Source organism: Candidatus Methanomassiliicoccus intestinalis Issoire-Mx1 (assembly GCF_000404225.1).
GTDB lineage: Archaea > Thermoplasmatota > Thermoplasmata > Methanomassiliicoccales > Methanomassiliicoccaceae > Methanomassiliicoccus_A > Methanomassiliicoccus_A intestinalis.
This window is the reverse complement of record NC_021353.1, coordinates 117,275-133,930: the sequence shown is the minus strand read 5'-3', so window position 1 is coordinate 133,930 and position 16,656 is coordinate 117,275. Positions and strand designations below refer to the sequence as shown.

14 protein-coding genes are annotated in these 16,656 nt (G+C 40.3%); 3 read left to right on the top strand and 11 right to left on the bottom strand.

Going from position 1 to position 16,656, the window contains the following annotated elements; translation table 11 throughout:
- Positions 1-287: 287 nt before the first annotated feature.
- Complete coding sequence (locus H729_RS00540; RefSeq protein WP_020448049.1) at positions 288-1,373, top strand: PDDEXK nuclease domain-containing protein; 1,086 nt, start codon at positions 288-290, stop codon at positions 1,371-1,373.
- Positions 1,374-1,789: 416 nt separating this feature from the next.
- Here the strand turns inward: H729_RS00540 and H729_RS00535 are convergent, their stop codons facing one another.
- Both H729_RS00535 and H729_RS00530 read right to left on the bottom strand, forming a co-directional pair.
- Complete coding sequence (locus H729_RS00535; protein WP_020448048.1) at positions 1,790-4,456, bottom strand: hypothetical protein; 2,667 nt, start codon at positions 4,454-4,456, stop codon at positions 1,790-1,792.
- Positions 4,457-5,450: 994 nt separating this feature from the next.
- Positions 5,451-6,671 (bottom strand): DUF1015 family protein, encoded by a 1,221-nt coding sequence (locus H729_RS00530; RefSeq protein ID WP_081633073.1) that lies wholly within the window; start codon positions 6,669-6,671, stop codon positions 5,451-5,453.
- A gap of 74 nt (positions 6,672-6,745) precedes the next feature.
- Here H729_RS00530 and H729_RS00525 point away from each other — a divergent pair, with 74 nt between their 5' ends.
- A complete protein-coding gene (locus H729_RS00525; protein WP_020448046.1) occupies positions 6,746-7,621 on the top strand; it encodes a cation diffusion facilitator family transporter in 876 nt (291 codons plus the stop codon).
- A 42-nt stretch (positions 7,622-7,663) separates the two neighbouring features.
- Positions 7,664-7,993, top strand: a complete 330-nt coding sequence (locus tag H729_RS09605; protein ID WP_020448045.1) for a rhodanese-like domain-containing protein — start codon at positions 7,664-7,666, stop codon at positions 7,991-7,993.
- Here the strand turns inward: H729_RS09605 and H729_RS00520 are convergent.
- The 9 genes from H729_RS00520 to H729_RS00480 all read right to left on the bottom strand — a co-directional run bounded on the left by H729_RS00520 (position 7,927) and on the right by H729_RS00480 (position 16,581).
- Entirely contained in the window at positions 7,927-9,234 is a 1,308-nt protein-coding gene (locus H729_RS00520) for an NAD(P)/FAD-dependent oxidoreductase (RefSeq protein WP_081633071.1), read from the bottom strand. The genes H729_RS09605 and H729_RS00520 overlap by 67 nt on opposite strands.
- Before the next feature lie 147 nt (positions 9,235-9,381).
- Complete coding sequence (locus H729_RS00515) at positions 9,382-10,431, bottom strand: virulence RhuM family protein (RefSeq protein ID WP_020448043.1); 1,050 nt, start codon at positions 10,429-10,431, stop codon at positions 9,382-9,384.
- A 436-nt stretch (positions 10,432-10,867) separates the two neighbouring features.
- Positions 10,868-11,785, bottom strand: a complete 918-nt coding sequence (locus H729_RS00510) for a DNA-methyltransferase (protein WP_020448042.1) — start codon at positions 11,783-11,785, stop codon at positions 10,868-10,870.
- Between the two features lie 28 nt (positions 11,786-11,813).
- Entirely contained in the window at positions 11,814-12,158 is a 345-nt protein-coding gene (locus H729_RS00505; RefSeq protein WP_020448041.1) for a 4Fe-4S dicluster domain-containing protein, read from the bottom strand.
- Positions 12,159-12,163: 5 nt separating this feature from the next.
- Positions 12,164-13,237 (bottom strand): hydrogenase large subunit, encoded by a 1,074-nt coding sequence (locus H729_RS00500; protein ID WP_020448040.1) that lies wholly within the window; start codon positions 13,235-13,237, stop codon positions 12,164-12,166.
- On the bottom strand, positions 13,234-13,512 hold the full coding sequence (locus H729_RS00495) for an NADH-quinone oxidoreductase subunit C (RefSeq protein WP_020448039.1): 279 nt from the start codon (positions 13,510-13,512) through the stop codon (positions 13,234-13,236). Before H729_RS00495 ends, H729_RS00500 begins: the two co-directional genes overlap by 4 nt.
- Positions 13,472-13,969: an NADH-quinone oxidoreductase subunit B family protein gene (locus tag H729_RS00490; RefSeq protein WP_020448038.1), complete on the bottom strand. Its 498-nt coding sequence runs from the start codon at positions 13,967-13,969 to the stop codon at positions 13,472-13,474. Before H729_RS00490 ends, H729_RS00495 begins: the two co-directional genes overlap by 41 nt.
- Positions 13,966-14,790 (bottom strand): NADH-quinone oxidoreductase subunit H, encoded by an 825-nt coding sequence (locus tag H729_RS00485; RefSeq protein ID WP_020448037.1) that lies wholly within the window; start codon positions 14,788-14,790, stop codon positions 13,966-13,968. Before H729_RS00485 ends, H729_RS00490 begins: the two co-directional genes overlap by 4 nt.
- Positions 14,791-16,581 (bottom strand): NADH-quinone oxidoreductase subunit 5 family protein, encoded by a 1,791-nt coding sequence (locus H729_RS00480; protein WP_020448036.1) that lies wholly within the window; start codon positions 16,579-16,581, stop codon positions 14,791-14,793.
- Positions 16,582-16,656: the final 75 nt, after the last annotated feature.

Genomic DNA, 16,656 nt, shown 5'->3' with positions numbered 1-16,656 from the left:
ATAAAATTCAATATCAAAATTAAACTTCAAATTCAAAACAAATAAATCAAGTTCAATCAAAATCAATTCAACAAAATGAATGTCAAAATTCAATCATCAAACTTTCAAACTTCAAAACTCAAACTAAAGTCATCTTACTCAATCATGACAGTGAATGCGCAGGGGAATATGATTGAGATGACGTTCCCCTGCGCTTGAAGTTATATTTTAAACTAAGTAAATCAATCAGGTGAAATGGCAATGATGAGAAATGATATATTGTTCATAATCATTGCGTGCTTGTTCATATGGTATTGAAAGATGAAAGAAAAAAAATGGGAAAAAACAATGATGAAGTGATTTTTCCTGTTGCTCCAAATTTAGCCGAAGTAGGTGATTCTTACTTACAATTTATTGAAAAGATTAAAGAACAGATTCAGAATCAGAGATTCTCAATTATTTCGCATGCCAATACTGCCATGATCTGCCTGTATTGGAACATAGGAAAAGCCATTCTGCAGAAACAGCAAGAAGAAGGTTGGGGAGCAAAGGTAATTGACCGCATGTCTCAGGACTTAAGAGATATATTTCCTGAAATGAAAGGGTTTTCGCCTCGAAATATCAAGTATATGCGGAAATTTGCTGAAACCTGGACTGATTATGAAATTATGCAACAGCTTGCTGCACAAATACCTTGGAGAAGCAACATTTACCTAATGGATAAACTAAACGATCAGAATAGCCGTATCTGGTACGCAAACAAAGCTTTAGAACAAGGGTGGAGCAGCAACGTACTAGATTTACAGATACGCAGCGGATTGATATTTCGAGAAGGAAAAACCGTCAACAATTTTGAAAACTCTTTATCACTAGCAGAATCAGATGCAGCAAATCAAATCTTCAAAGATCCTTACTTATTCGATTTCTTAGGAACAGACGTTCCTCGTAGAGAAGTAGAGATCGAAAAGAATCTGATCGATCACATTCAAAATTTCTTACTAGAATTGGGTCAGGGGTTTGCTTTTGTAGGCAGACAGGTACATTTAGAAGTAGGCAAACAGGATTTTTACATTGATTTACTATTTTATCATCTAAAGCTTAGATGTTATGTGGTTATTGAACTGAAAGCTTGTGATTTTGAGCCAGGATTCATCGGCCAGCTTAACATGTATCAAAACGCAGTAAATGAAGTACTCAGACATCCTGATGATAAATCAACAATCGGACTGTTGTTAGTTAAAGGAAAAAATAAGACGGTTGTAGAATACTCACTGGCAGGATATCAAAATCCCATCGGTGTTGCTGACTGGCAGGATAAGCTTACTAAAGTGCTACCAGAAGATTTACAAAGCAGTCTGCCGACTATTGAAGAGATAGAAAAAGAATTGGAGTAATTGTTTAGCATCTTGTTGCATAATCGATCATGACGTGTATCGGGCAGAATCTTAATTAGGATTGATAATACACATAATCTCAACAAGCTTTGATAACGTATCATAATATCGTTAATCCCAGCATGTTTTACAGTTAAACTGCATAGAAGAATACTAAATGCTAATCCACTGTGCGTTACTCTTATAAAAAGAACTAATTTGATTGCAGTTGAGAAGTTTAAATTGGTTCTATTGACATTTGATCTCTATTAAAATTCCACATGCAGTTAAACCTTTGTTTTTCATGATTTGCACCACTGTTGTCAATTGAAAGAAATAGAAAAAGAAAAAAGTAAAAGTTAATATCAGAATCTTAAAAAGATCCTGAATACTAACTTCGTTAGTTTTCATTGTTTATTCTTCAATCTTTAAAGTTTTCAGTTCTTCTTTCTCAGTACAACTGCAACAACGATGATCAGAATGATGATCACAACGAGTATTCCAGCTAACAGATATGTGTCTGTGTTGCTGTTGTCATTGTCTCCATCAGTGTTGCCGCTTGGGTTGTCAGATGATCCGACTTTCTCCCAGATAGCGTAGAGTGTGAATCCCTTTTCATAGGTGTTCGCTGGTAATCCGCTGCCAGATGGAACTCCTTTCAGATCTTTATACTGTTCACCAGTAAGAGTAAATGAAGCTCCTAAAGCATAGGTTGTACCTTTTCCATCAGGCCTTGTATTCCACTCTTTAAGCTTGTAGCCGTCATTGCTGAAGGCAGCATCACTGAATAAGTTGACAGAAGAATCAACAGTTCCGATCTGAGGCATGTTGTTTGTTGCAGTTGCAGTGTTACCGTTGTATGCGATGAGGTACTCTTCTGCTTTGAAGTTAGCGTAGAAACTCATGTCAGATGAAACTTTATCGAATTTGACACTGTATGTTTTCTTTTCTTTGTCAACTTTGTCAAGCATTACATTGCCGTCAGCATCCTTCCACTGGGATATTGAGTATCCGTCTTTAGCAGGGTAGAGAATGCTGTTGAATGCTTTTGTTTTATCTAATGATGAATCTTTGAGATCGAGACCAGTAGCATCGTATGCAGTTCCCTTGTGGAAGAATGCAACAAGACTGTTAACGATACTGTCATCATTTACAACTGCATCTTTGTTATAATAGAGCATACCGACAACATCGCTGCCGTTGTAGAATGTAATTGTATATGCATATCCAACAACATTTGCAGAGTATATTGAAATATCATCTGCATCCTCGGAATATTTGGAGGCATCGTCTCCACTTGCAGCGTAATCCATCCACTTGCTGCCCGTGGTATCATAAGTCCTGTAATTAATGAACAAGTTGCCTTCTTCATATACTGGGCTTACAGCAGGCGTAGAGATTAGGCTGGCACTGCTCTCTTTGGATGTTGTTCCGGGAATGATGATTTTATTAACATATTTATTCCCAAAGTCTCCAGAGATGGATGCTTTTGATAAATCGGCTGCATCATAGTTATTTGCATCAAACACTGCATATGCAGTCTTGCTTGCAAGATCAAAGCATGCGACTAATACAGCAACTGGTTCTTTAGGAGTGGCTCCATTTACAGCTGTTTTTCCAAATTCATCAAATGTTGTTTTCACACGGTCTGTAAAGCTTGTGAATGTTGTGAATGTTGTAGAGCTGCTAAGGGATTTATAGTTATTATACGCGACATACGCCCAGTGATTAACACCAGCAACATCAAGTGTTTTTACTAAGTCAGCACTTAATTCTCCAAACGGAACATATACTAATTCATAAGCCCCTTTGGACATGAAGATAACATAGTATCCATTCAGTTCAGCATCAAGTGTAATCTGAGTTGTTCCAGAAGGTACAAAGTTAACTGAATTTAATAATTCAGCGCCGTTGTTCCAGCCGCTTAATAGGTAGCCGTCATCGGTGAGTATCTCATTATACCCTTCACCAGTCAATATGTTACTAGGGTCAAACTTATCCGAATCGGGTGTTAATACAGGTTTTACATCTGCGTCTGCAATAGCTGTAAGATCATCAATTAAATTATATCCCTCAGTTACCTTTTCAAATCCTACAAATAATGAGGCTAATACTGTATTGTACGTAATCATATTTACTGAAGCTTTGTTAATGTAGAGAGTAATATCTTTTCCATCTTCAAAGGCTGCAGATGATACAGTCAGTTTTGAATATTTTTTATCATCGAATGTATACGTTACAGTCAATGTGCTTTTTGATGAAATCATCTTGTCATCTGGAAGATCGTTATCGTTTCCATATGTGACAATTCCGTCTTTGTAGATTTGTTCATATTTTACAAAGTCAGCTATCATTCCATACACTACAATACCAAACAAACTTAAATCAGCAGCATCAAGAATTGCTTCGTTCAAGTCATCCTCAACGATATTTATCTGATTAGAATTGTTTCCTTTTAATTCATAAGCTTTGTAATATTCTTTTGTTTCGCCGTCAACAACAACGTTCACAGGAACTTCTATATATGTTTCTTCCTTGAGTTCCCACTGGGCAGCGAATGTCATATCAGAGTTAATTACTGCACTGTTATCAGAACCATCAATATTAGAATATTCATATGATAGGTTTGACTTTGTATCTTTCCATGATGTTAAATTATATGCAAGACCTTTTGAAATATTGCTTGCGTTAGGGGCTGATTCATCAAACAACGCATTAATTAAAGTTTGAATGTGAACGTTGGCATCTGGAGTATCTTTATCATACATAACTAAAGCGCACAGATCTCCACTCTCATTCAGGTACCACTGTGAAACACCAGTGATATTAAGATCGTTTAATTTGCTAACGACTCCTTTCACGGCGCTACCGTCAGCATCAGTAGTGTCATTTAAATTTTCAATTTGGTCTAAACTCTTACCGTCAGCATTCAACTGGAATGTGACTGTGTACCCGGTCGAAGCGCTCAACATTGGCGCATCGCCGTTAGAGTTTGTCTGTCCCCCATCCACGAACAAGTTGCTTGAAGATGCGAGAGGGACAGCTAGCATCATAAGCGCAACTAAGACGCTCAGAGCCATTGTCAGTCTCTTTTCTGTTTTCATTCAATCACCATTTTTGCCTTCTCTTCTCAAAGACTGAAATTAAAATCACTTTCTAACTTCAAAACTCAAAAAAGAAAAGAGAAACCAAAATCAAAAACAAAAAAACAATTTTTTTCAAAACCAAAACTGCAAACTCAATCAGCAATAAGAATTGCAAATCGATTCGCAATCAATGCATTCGAACGAATAATCAAGACTCAATACAAACAGAATAAACAAAACAAAGAACAGAATAAAAGAAAAATAATCAGAACAATAATCAAAGAATGAAAGAAAAAGAAAACAGAAGAAAATACATTCAATCAATAAACAAACAGAATATATCAAAGAAACAATAAGAATAAGAAAAAGAGAACAAAGAAAGAAATGAGAAAGAAACAATAAAAACAAAACAGAAGAAAACAAGAATAAACAAAGAATAATCAAAAAGAACAAGAAAGAACAAATAAGATAAAACTTAGCAGTTCAGACAATTCAAAAAACAATTAAAAATCAATGAATCAAACAGAAAATAACAATCAAATTCAATCAAGACTTATCAAACTCAAATCATTTATGAATTAGATATTTCAATATCAAAATTAAACTTCAAATTCAATCAAAATCAAACAAGTTCAAATCAAAAAAATAAAACTCAAATTCAAAAATCAAATATCAATGAATAACATCATCGTAAATTAAATTTCAATCAGAAAAGGAATAAATTTCAAAAATCAAAAATCATATCAAAATCAAACTCAAAATAAATCAATTCAAAATCATCACAGTTCAAATAAAAAAAATCAAAATCATTTCAATCAAACTTCAATCAACTCAAATTCAACTTAACTTAATTCATTCTCACTTCATATGCGCAGGGGAATATGATTGAGATGATGGTTCCCCTGCGCCGACAACACGGTAAGCGTTAAGATTGGAAAAATTAGCAACCATGCTCAGAATGTATTTAGTACATAAAAAGAAAAAAAAGAAGGGAAATGCGGGTATCCGCAGTTTATTGAGGCTCTTTCATTTTGTAAATAACAAAGCCAGACCAGATCTTCGGCCAGAAATATGTAGTTTTCTTAGGCATTTTAAGATCTTTCATTGCAAGTTCCCACACCTTTTGGAGTGATGGTGCCTTTACAAAAATTGCCAGTTTGGCTTCGCCATCTGAAACTTTCTTTACTGCTGAAGACGGATCATGATCGAATGAAAGTTCAAGATCTCCGTTGACCAGTGGAGCCAGAACTTTTTTAAACATGATCTCTTGGCACACATATGTGTCAACGCTCCACATATCCTCACTGGGAGCATTGTTGTATTTTGCAAGAATTGTTTTACCAGATGGGAAGGTTATGCCGAAAACTGGAACATCTATTGAATCCATTTCTTTCAGTGCATCTTCTGGAGAGTCTGCGTCTTTAGTTTCAAACTGCTCGTTTATTGCAGACATGATTGTAGACTCGTCTGATTCTAAATTCATAACCAATCTGTGTGTAGGTCTTACGAACATTCCTGAGTCCTGAGATGACACAAGCGTGCAGAGCACATATGATTTCATCGATTCATCTGGATATTCCTGTGAGTATCTGTATGCAGTTTCATACCTGTGATGCCCATCTGCAATCAAAATCTTCTTATGACGCATCATCAAATGCAGAGTTGTGACTGCAGCCCTGCTTGAAATTCTGTGAATTTCATGAACTGTTCCCAGATCATCTGTGTAAGAGAATAATTTCTGAGTTGGGAAGCATTCAAGATCTACATCTGATTCATCATATAATCCAAAAATTGACTCACAATGCGCTTCGGTGGCTTTGAGGAGGTTCAAGCGGTCTTCCTTTACTTTAGGAAAAGTCTCCTCATGAGGGATTACATTTCCTTCTGAATAATCTTCGGTTTTTAAAATCCCGATTATTCCATTCCTCTGCAGCCACTGATCGCCGTCTTTAAACTTCTGACGGTAAAGATAGTAGCATTCGCTTCTATCCCGCTCAACAATCCCTTTGGAAATCCAAGAAGCGAGTTTCTCTGCTGCTGCAGAATAATCACCGTTCTCTCCGCCTAAAGTGATGTTTGTAATGTTATATTCATGCGATTGTAATTCTTTCAATTCTTCCGGTGAGATTATATCATATGGCGGAGAAACCCTCTGGCATATGCATTCATTCTCACCCAAGACTGGTAATATTCCTTTGAAAGGCTGAAAATCAACCAATTCTAGCACCTGCATGTGAAGATGGATCAGATAATTAAAAGATTTCACTCGCCGTCAACTTAAAAAGCGAGATAATCATAACCGCATTCATGGACAAAAGGCATGCAGCGGGACTAGCTGTAGCCGGTGGCATAGCTGTTTTTTTGATCAAGGCAGTGGCATTTGGGATTTCAGGATCCGTTGCGCTTCTGTCTGACGCTCTTGAGTCCATAGTTAATATTGCTGCATCCATTATGATGCTTGTATCTGTCCATATTGCGCTCAAGCCTGCAGACGAGAATCATAAATATGGGCATTACAAAGCTGAAAATATTTCATGTTTTATTGAGGGAGTTCTTGTACTCATTGCAGCAGTGCTTATATTCTGGGAGGCAGCCCAGCGTCTGTTATCTCCGATTGAGCCTTCAAATCTGAACTATGCGATTGTCGTATCACTAATAGCGACTGCGATAAACGGCATCATGGCTCTTGTTCTGCTGAGAACCTCTAGGGCATCTGGATCCATTGCTCTTGAAGGAGATGCGAAACATCTATTTTCAGATGTCGTGTCTTCTGGCGGTGTAGTGTTGGGACTGGCAATTGCATCTGTCACAGGATTGATGATTCTTGATCCTCTTATTGCAATGGTTGTAGCTGTTCTTCTTGTAAAAATGGCATATGACATTCTTAAGAAAACTGCTCAAGAGCTTATGGACTGCAATTGTCCAGATGAGGAAAAGATCATTGATGATGTTCTTTCAGGAATCAACGGTTATATCGAGTACCATGATCTGAAGACAAGAAGAACTGGAAACACAATATATGCTGAATTTCACCTGTGTGTTGATGGGAAATGCACCTTGGCAGAGGCACATCATCTCACAGACATCATCGAAGAAAAACTAAAGAACTCGATACCAGGCCTTTCAGTCATGATACACGTAGAAACAGAAGAAGAAATTGTACATCCCCTTCACTCGCAATGAAAGCGCAAAATCAGTTTTAACATGTGGCTGGCTGGGTGTTTCATGACTCCCAAAATGATATCACCAGAAGAGCTGAATGATAATTTCGATAATGTAAGGTCAGGCGACTGGAGTCTTGTAGATGTCAGAGATGCATTTGATTATCGAGCAGCACACATTCCCATGGCAGCGCTGATGCCATCTGGTTATACAGAGAATATGATCGGGCAGGTGAACCCAGACAATGTTGTGGTGTTGTACTGCAAAACCGGAATCAGAAGCGGCAGAGAAGCGCAACATCTTTCAAATTTGGGCCGCAAAAACGTTTACTCTCTAAAAGGCGGCATTGATAACTGGACTGCATCTGGATACCCGGTAGAATCCTGGTTTTGAACCAACGGATCAAAAAACGTTCTGGGATAAGCCTTTCCATCAATCTGTTTGCAGATCACATCTGCAGACAGAACAGCCTGGAGAATTCCTATGCCGTTGCATCCTAGACTGTAGTAAAGTGAGTCTAAATTGGGATCCTTTCCAGCGAGTCTAACTCCCGTATCTGTATAGCCCATCAGTCCTTTCCACTGATAATTCCTCGGACCGCTGAATCCCGAGAGTTTTTGAAGTAAAAATGCTTCAATCATGGAGCATTTTCTTTCATCATCCTGAGTCCATGTTTCTATATCTTTCCAGCTGGTCAGCTTGGTGTCGAGTCCACCGGCGCATGTCACATATTGAGAATTTACGAAGTTTTTTGTGACATAATAATAAGGTTCAGAAGGATTAGAGGGAACGTACGACCTTATTCCTGCAGGAGCTGGAGAGGTCAATCTTCCTATCATATATCCTGCAACAGGCTGTATCTTATTATCCAAGGATATTGGAGAGCCAGATTCTAAAGAAAATCCACCGTATCCATTGGTGCACATAACCACTGAACTAGAGTTTACAATATGTCCGTTGCAGACTATTCGAGCAGCATCATTTTCCAAGGATATCTTATCCGCTGGTGAATGTTCATAAACTTCAAATTGATCTGGATAATCTTCAAGAAGGCGGTTTGCCAAATTCTCGATTAAACAAGGGCAGTTCACTATTCCTGAATGATATCCTGTTGCAGCAGCATAACCTGAAGACCATGTCTGTCCGTTGAAATCGTCAAGTTTTACAGCATCCGGTTCATTAGAATCAGATGGTACGTACAAACAGGTAGATCCAGGATTCTTCATTCTTTCTTTCGCTGACTCCAAGTTTGAAAATAAGGCTAGAGCTTCTACGTCAGCAATCTCTGAAGATGCATATTCAGCCATTGATTTTAATGATGAAACGGCATTGTTTACAGCAGCGTAAGTATTATCAGTCAGCTCTTTTCCGTATGTACGGATAAGTTTTGGATAGGGGACTTCAAATGCCGCAACAGCCTGTCCTGCATTATGCCCAGAAGCTCCGCTGGAAAGTAGATTTCTTTCTAAAATTATGACATGACGATCCGTCTGTGTCAAAAGAGAGTAAGCCGCGCTCATCCCAGAGATGCCTCCGCCTATGACTGCTATGTCTGTATCTGAGTCTTCAGATAAGCTGGCAGCCTGGCGTTCACGATGCAGATTTAACATCAGGGGCGACTCGATTCTCATCATGAGTATAAATCAAATCATATTCCCACAAAATCACGAAAATACGGACCATACTTATACAGTACTAACACTGATGGCACATCCATTTCCCACAAAAATATACTTAGTACTCATTTTTACATCATTTATTACCTTCCGCTGTTTCCTGTTCTATAAACTCTGTTTTCCTTTTTCTTCTAATTCCATCAAAAACTTATCGTAATCAGACATGAATAGTCTGTCTTGTACAATACGATATTTTTCAAATTCTGTCTCTGCATGGAGTTTTGCCTGCTCTGCACTAATCTTCCCTGCACCCGTAAGTATCTCGCTTCCGTTGAATTCTAGAAAACCATCTAACCGCTTTGCCCAATCTTCCATACTCATTGGAATATGACGTTCCGCCTGCAATTCTGCATAATCAAGGTACAAAGATACAATCCTTTCCATATAGGACATTTCCTCGTCACTCAAATAATTCTTTGCAATTGACACATCAGCCTTTACAATTTTTCCATTTGGAGCTGCTTCCCATGTAGATAATCCCATATGTTCTTTCTCCGCATTAGCCCGTTCAACAATAAGTTCTGCTGCCGTATGTCTATGAACTGCCCAGTGCATTTTATTTTGTACGGTCTGGAAAAAGCATCTGGTAGTCCCTGCATCCTTATCATAATCAAAAGCAGTGGCATATAGGTCAGTAATCTTTTGGTAAAATTTACGCTCTGAAAGCCTTATCTCACGAATGTTCTCTAACTGTCGCTCAAAATACTCATCTGTGAACATATGACCTTTTTTCAGACGCTCTTTATCCATTGTCCAGCCCTGGATGGTATAATCTTTAACAATTTGTCCCGACCATTTCCGAAAACGAATCGCTCTGTCATTATTTACCTTAAATCCCACTGCAATAATCATCTGCAAATTATAATGGATAACTTCACGGTTTACCTGTCTTGTTCCTTCCGTTTGAACTATTCGGAATTTCCGAATAGTTGCTTCTTCAACAAGCTCACTATCATCATATATTTTCTTAATATGCTCATTTATTGTCGGCAAACTTACGTCATAAAGCTGTGCTATCATTCTCTGCGTCAGCCATATATTCTCATCTTCATAGCGCATTTCCACGATATCCGCATTATCTCCGATAGATGCGACATATGTCAGATATTCTGCTGCCGAGCTATGGATAGCCATCTCATTTTTCTTTTTTGTCATTATATTTCTCCCAATGCAATTTTTATCGTTACTCTAACACCAAAACGCCTTTGTCTAACAAGTTCAAAATTTATAGATATAACTCCTTTCTCAGTCGCATTACCAACACATTAAGCTGTTCTTCATTTTGTTGTTGGATGTATTTTTCTACTTCTTTCGTCAAACCGTCATCCTTAGAATCGGCTTCAACTTAGGATTGCCATTTTCAAATCATATATTGCATTATTTCTATTATATATGTGACATGTACCTTAAAACTATATTTTTCTTCTATGTACTCTTTTATCATCTTATAATTAACTCGCTCTTTCGGCTTGTAGGCTTCTGCTCTTTCAGAGATTGCCTTTAACGGAACTTTACCTTCACCCTCGCCAAACTCAACTTTTAAGTTGATATGACTGTCTGGCTTTTGTGGGAAAGCAGTATCACTGCCTCATCATGAACTGTTATCTGTAGCCGTTTCCATATCTAAATGGTGCACATTTTCTGCTTCCAATGATACTATGGCCTGTGCTGCTATAGAAGGGTTGATTTCATATCCAATTCCGTTTCTACCCAGCACTGCAGCCGAGAAGAGTGTGGTTCCTGATCCCAGGAAAGGATCCAGTACGGTCTCGCCTTTGAATGTAAACGCTCTGATAAGCCTCGAAGGAAGCTCTAGCGGAAATGGGGCCGGATGAGTTCTTCTGCCCCCGCTTCCATGGGGTGCAAATGTCCACACATCTGTATTCTTGATCTGCAGCCAGAAATTTTTGTCAAGCTTAGACTCATCCTTTATTTCTCTGGAGAGATGTGAATATTTTCTAGAAGCTTCATATCTTGAAGAAGGCTTTTCGAATTCTAAGATAAACTCGTGCATGTTGTTAATGAGAATCCCGCCGGGGTAAGGATATGTGCCAAAAGGCGCTCTTACTCCGTTAGTCTTATGCCAGATAATATCACGTTTAAAAATGAATCCTGTTTCTTCACAGTCGTCTATCACTCTGCCCGTAAGGTTAAGAGTACGAAAACTTCCTCCTTCTGTTTTCACAGGCAGGTTCATAATGTTTATGAAAGCTTTACGTCCAGGTTTCAAAACTCTGTAGCATTCGTTCCATACTTTTCTAGTCCCCTCAATCCATTCTTCAAGAGAGTTTGTATTTCCCAAGTCTCCGAATATCGGAGTTTTTGAGTATTCTTTGGCATTGAAATAGGGAGGTGAAGTGACAATAAGATGCACGGAAGAGTCTTCAACTTCCGTCATGTTTGAAGAATCGCTGCAGTATACCGTCTGCAGGCTGTTCATGCATTTTATCGGTTCTCCAAAACCGAATGAATTCATTCCATGATTTACCCAGAGTTCTGATCTTCCCACTAACTGTATTAATTCTGACTACGGGGAGTTAATACTTGCGGACCTCATCGTATGAGAATTTTTCAGACCCTTTCCTGAAAGTATGAGTTACAGGCACTCTTGAGGGAACTGTATAATCAGAAAACATCGAAATGGTGTGAGTCGGACAGATTCTGGCACACTCTCCGCAGACTATGCATTTAAATCTCTCTACAGACTGGGATTCTCCCTTCACAGTTGTAATGGCAGAAGTGGGACAGCTTCTCTCACACAGCCGGCAGAAAATACATTTTTCCATATCCCACATAACTTTACCTCTGTTTTCTTTGGGAACGTAGCCTTTTTTATCAGTCAAAGGCAGAGACAGCAGATTTCTAAGAGACTTAATTATCACAAGTATCACCTGTCAGTACAGCATATGCATGGATCGATGGAAGCGGCGATCACCGGAACATCTGCCAGAGATGAGTTTTTAATTATGGCAGCAAGAATGGGGACATTTACTGAGGCGGGAGTTTTTATTTTGAGTCTTGAAAGCTTTTTTTCTTCAGACCGCAGAAAATAAATGAGTTCTCCCCTCGGCGCTTCAACTCTGGAATAAAAAGATCCTGCCGGCAGTTTCTTAGCGGCTACCGCCGTCTCTCCATTTTTCATGATAGAGAGACATTGTTCTATGAGATCTAAGGATTGAATACACTCTTCTGCTCTGACCGCAGTCCTCGCAAAAGCATCCCCTTCTTCCCTGACTATGGGATGAAAGGCTATTTTTCCGTAGGCTGCAAAGCCGTCCAGCCGAGCGTCTTCTCTGATTCCGGAAGCTCTTGCCACCGGGCCTACTGCACACCAGTCTCTCGCTTCATCAATAGTAAGCTTTCCAACGCCTGAAAGTCTGTGGACAAGAGTGACATCATTGAGAAAAACATCTCGCAGAGCTTTGATTTCTGGCCTTATTTCATCAATCACTGAGAGAATATCCCTGACACCTTCTGAACTGATATCTGTTCTTACTCCTCCTATGATATTGACAGAATAATGAACACGGCTGCCTGTCAGCCTGTTCAGGAGCCTCATGATATGCTCTCTTACAGCAAATGAACGCATAAAGAGACTCTCATATCCAGCAGATTCGGATATATGCCCTAATGCAAGCAGATGCGAAGTCAGTCTCTGAAGCTCCATGAAGATCGTACGGATTATCTGGGCTCTTTCCGGAGCCTCCACACCAAATATGGCTTCCATAGCCTGACAGTATACTGATGAGTGATGGAATGAGCATATCCCGCAGACCCTTTCCACAAGATACTGGGTTTTCTTATAATCCAAGGCAAGTGCGTATTCCATCCCACGGTGATTATATCCGATATTGACTTTGACAGACGAGACTTTTTCTTCAGTGATTTCGAGGGAAAGATTCATAGGCTCTAAAAATGCAGGATGCTGGGGGCCGAACGGAATCATCATCGGGCGGCTCATAGATTCTTCCTCAGCGGTGCATGTTTAGATTTCTCTACCAGAAGCAGTTCCGGCGGCGCTCCGTTAATTTCCAGGCCAAAGAGATCGACAATTTCCCGTTCCATATTCAAAGCACCGGTGTATATGTCTGAAATCGAATTTATCTGCTCATGCGGCAGAAGAAAATACTGATAATCTCTCAGTTTTCCGTTTAGATCGTAAATGTATGTAAGTCTCATCCCATCGCCGTTTTCTTCAGCTACTATCGCGGCCAGCCTGGCTTTGGAGCCCCTCATTCTCTGAGCCTGCAGCACTATCTCCTCTTTCACGCCCATGTCTATCATTCCTTTTTTCTTCAAGAATTTTAACTGCTTTGCTAAACCCCTCAATTATTGCCTCCGGCCTTGCAGCACACCCCTGCACGAAAACATCGACCGGAATAACTTCAGAAATCCCTCCACAAGTATTGTAGCAGTCTTGAAACGGTGCACCTGTAGACGCACAGTCACCTACAGCAACAACCACCTTGGGTTCTGGAACCTGATCATATAAATTCTTCAGCCTGGGAGCTGATTTTTTATTAACTGGACCTGTTAAAAGCAGCACATCTGCATGTTTAGGATTGCCGGCATTAATTGCACCGAACCGTTCTATGTCATAATATGGAGTGAGCAGGGCCCAGATCTCCATGTCACAGCCGTTGCACGAACCCGTATCAAAATGCATTACCCATGGTGATTTTCTCAGACTCATATTATCCCCGTCAGATGTAAGACTGCAATGTTCAGAGCCATCAGACCTAATGTTATCGCAGGAAGAGTGATCAGCATGGTTTTTCTGCTGACCCTGGCAGTTGCATTGTCAATCAGAATTGTAACAAATATCGCAGCAACAACTATGATGATCTTTAGTACCATGCCTGCTGCAGGGCTGGATGCCCATACAAGCATCGAGATTAAAACATACACAAATCCAAGCTGCGCCCATTTTGCAATATTCAGGATGCCAAGCATAGGGCCGGCATACTCTGCGTAAGGTCCGGTAACAATCTCCTGATGTGCTCCGGGTACATCATACGGAGATCTTTCCATTAACACGGAAAGTACAGGAATCATGGCAAGGAATACTGCAGGAAATGTGAGAATGACATTGTGCGCATGAGTACTGGCGGCTAAAGCCAAGACGAACAAAACCGGTTCATAAGCAGCTATTGCAAGCAGCTCCCTTCTTCCCCCGATCCATGAATATACAGAAGGGGAAGCAAAAGCACCTGCAGCCAGATATACCGCCCCGGCACCCGACACAAAGAATGCCATCATCGTGTCTCCGCCATATATCAAAATGAATACTGCCGCAATCTGGAAAGCCATTGATGAGACTGCATAGACTACAGGAAGTCTCTTTGAATAAAACAGCTCCTTAGAGAAAAATTTTGAAACATCATAAAACGCCTGAAAGATACTTGGGCCCCTTCTCCTCTGCATCCTGGCAGAGAGTTTTCTGGCAGCTCCGAGGCTTAATCCTCCCAGAAGGATGATGATTACTGTTTCGGCCAATGCAATAAGTGCATACAATCAGAACACCCCCACAATGACCATTAAAAAGAATATGAAGACTGAAAGCGCGTATACAAAATTTTTAAAGACTGTCTGCTGCTTTTTATTCAGATAATATTCTCCTGTTGGAAGATACTCTTCACTCTCTCCGCAGGCATACCCTTTGATGTGCCTCCCCTTTGGAGGTATAAAAAATGCCAGAAATGAGATGATCGAAACCAGCAGGATAATTACCAGAGGAAACAAACCTCCAGATACCTCCAGTGTAAAGAGGTCTGGAGAGAGTTCAAATGTTTTTGAAGCTGCTCTGGCTATGCCTTGAGCCAGAGGGATTATGGAAACTGAAAGGGCAATTATTGAGAGTAATAGAATCGTTATTGAAAATCTGTATTCCTTCGGCTGTTTATCTCTTACAGGGGGATCAGTTGGTGAAATGACTACGCCGATCCATTTGAAATAATATAGTGAAGTAATTCCCAGTCCGATAGCCAGAGGAATAATTATACCAGGATTTGCTGAAGCCGCTCCGATGATCATCCATTTGGAGGCAAACATACCAAACGGCGGCAGGGTGATCGAAACAATCCCGGTTATCAGAGCCGCTGTCAGGAATGATGATTTTCCCGACAGTGATCTCATGTCTTCTATCTCCTCACTGCCTATTTTCTCTTTTACAGATCCGACCGTAAGGAATAACAGGGCTTTTGAAAGTGCGTGATATATCAAAAGGACGATTGCGGCCATCAAGGCATGAGGCTGAGCGATGCCTGCACACATTACGATAAGACCTAGATTGGAGATCGTAGAGTATGCAAGCAACCGTTTGGCATTTGATTGAGCGGCGGCAAGAACTGCAGCTGCTACAAAGGAGATCAGCCCGATAAACGCCACACCGGCAGAAAGAGCTGGTGAGTCAGCGAATACTTGTGAGATCCTCAGCAGAAGATAGACTCCCAGGTTGACCATGGTGGAACTATGAAGCAGTGCCGAAACCGGAACTGGTGCGGCCATGGCTCCAGGCAGCCACGACTCTACCGGGAACTGTGCTGATTTTGTCATTGCTGCAGCTATTAAAAAAATCGCAGGGACTGCCAGAGAAGCAGATGAAAATGATTCAAGAGATTCACCGTTGTAATATGAAACCGCCAGATACATCCCAACTGCCAAAGCGGCACCTCCGGCAGTATTGATCGTAAGTGCCAGTCTTGCAGCCTTTTGCGATTCGTCAGTCCCCGGATGCTTAATTAACAAAAAGGAACAGAGTGACGTAACTCCCCAGAAGAGAATGAACCAAGAACTGTCATTGGCCATTACTGCTCCGTTCATAGCCGCAATGAAGACAAAAATTGTAGTGAAAAATTCTCGTTGCCTATCATCGTTCCTCATGTAGCGAACAGCATAAACTAAAATTACTGACCCGAGCAGAGAGGTTATGAGTATCAGAACCATGCTCAGTGAGTCAACAGCCAGAGGAGGAGCTGCATTCCAGGGGGATAATGCTGAAGATATGATTTCTATGATTGCCGCTGCGGCAATGATCATGCTTTTGAGCCTGACAGCATAATACAGAAATATGCCTGCCAGCAGGATTTCCAATCCCAATATGACTGCCCAGGAGAATTCTGGAAATGACAGCGTAAATCTACTCAGACCGCCAAAAACCATTGTTACTGACGATATTGAGATAGCGATTGCTGCGATGTAGATCAGATCGTGCAGCTTTCTGCTTTTTCCTGCAGTATATGCTGCAACAGCAGCAAGCAGAGGAACTGCGATAGTCATCAAAGCCGCTATCTCTTGAAAACTCATATTGTCATCTAAAGTAGGTTGTGGCGGGAATAGATAGAAAACACCCGCTAAAAATGCGGATAGAAGTGCCCAGAA

Bases quoted from the DNA above. Each gene is read 5' to 3' on its own strand.
- H729_RS00490 (WP_020448038.1), bottom strand. From the start codon at position 13,969: ATGAGTCTGAGAAAATCACCATGGGTAATGCATTTTGATACGGGTTCG.
- H729_RS00495 (WP_020448039.1), bottom strand. From the start codon at position 13,512: ATGAGGGGCTCCAAAGCCAGGCTGGCCGCGATAGTAGCTGAAGAAAAC.
- H729_RS00520 (WP_081633071.1), bottom strand. From the start codon at position 9,234: ATGATGAGAATCGAGTCGCCCCTGATGTTAAATCTGCATCGTGAACGC.
- H729_RS00540 (WP_020448049.1), top strand. From the start codon at position 288: ATGGTATTGAAAGATGAAAGAAAAAAAATGGGAAAAAACAATGATGAA.
- H729_RS00515 (WP_020448043.1), bottom strand. From the start codon at position 10,431: ATGACAAAAAAGAAAAATGAGATGGCTATCCATAGCTCGGCAGCAGAA.
- H729_RS00535 (WP_020448048.1), bottom strand. From the start codon at position 4,456: ATGAAAACAGAAAAGAGACTGACAATGGCTCTGAGCGTCTTAGTTGCG.
- H729_RS00480 (WP_020448036.1), bottom strand. From the start codon at position 16,581: ATGAGTTTTCAAGAGATAGCGGCTTTGATGACTATCGCAGTTCCTCTG.
- H729_RS00530 (WP_081633073.1), bottom strand. From the start codon at position 6,671: ATGCAGGTGCTAGAATTGGTTGATTTTCAGCCTTTCAAAGGAATATTA.
- H729_RS09605 (WP_020448045.1), top strand. From the start codon at position 7,664: ATGACTCCCAAAATGATATCACCAGAAGAGCTGAATGATAATTTCGAT.
- H729_RS00525 (WP_020448046.1), top strand. From the start codon at position 6,746: ATGGACAAAAGGCATGCAGCGGGACTAGCTGTAGCCGGTGGCATAGCT.
- H729_RS00500 (WP_020448040.1), bottom strand. From the start codon at position 13,237: ATGAGCCGCCCGATGATGATTCCGTTCGGCCCCCAGCATCCTGCATTT.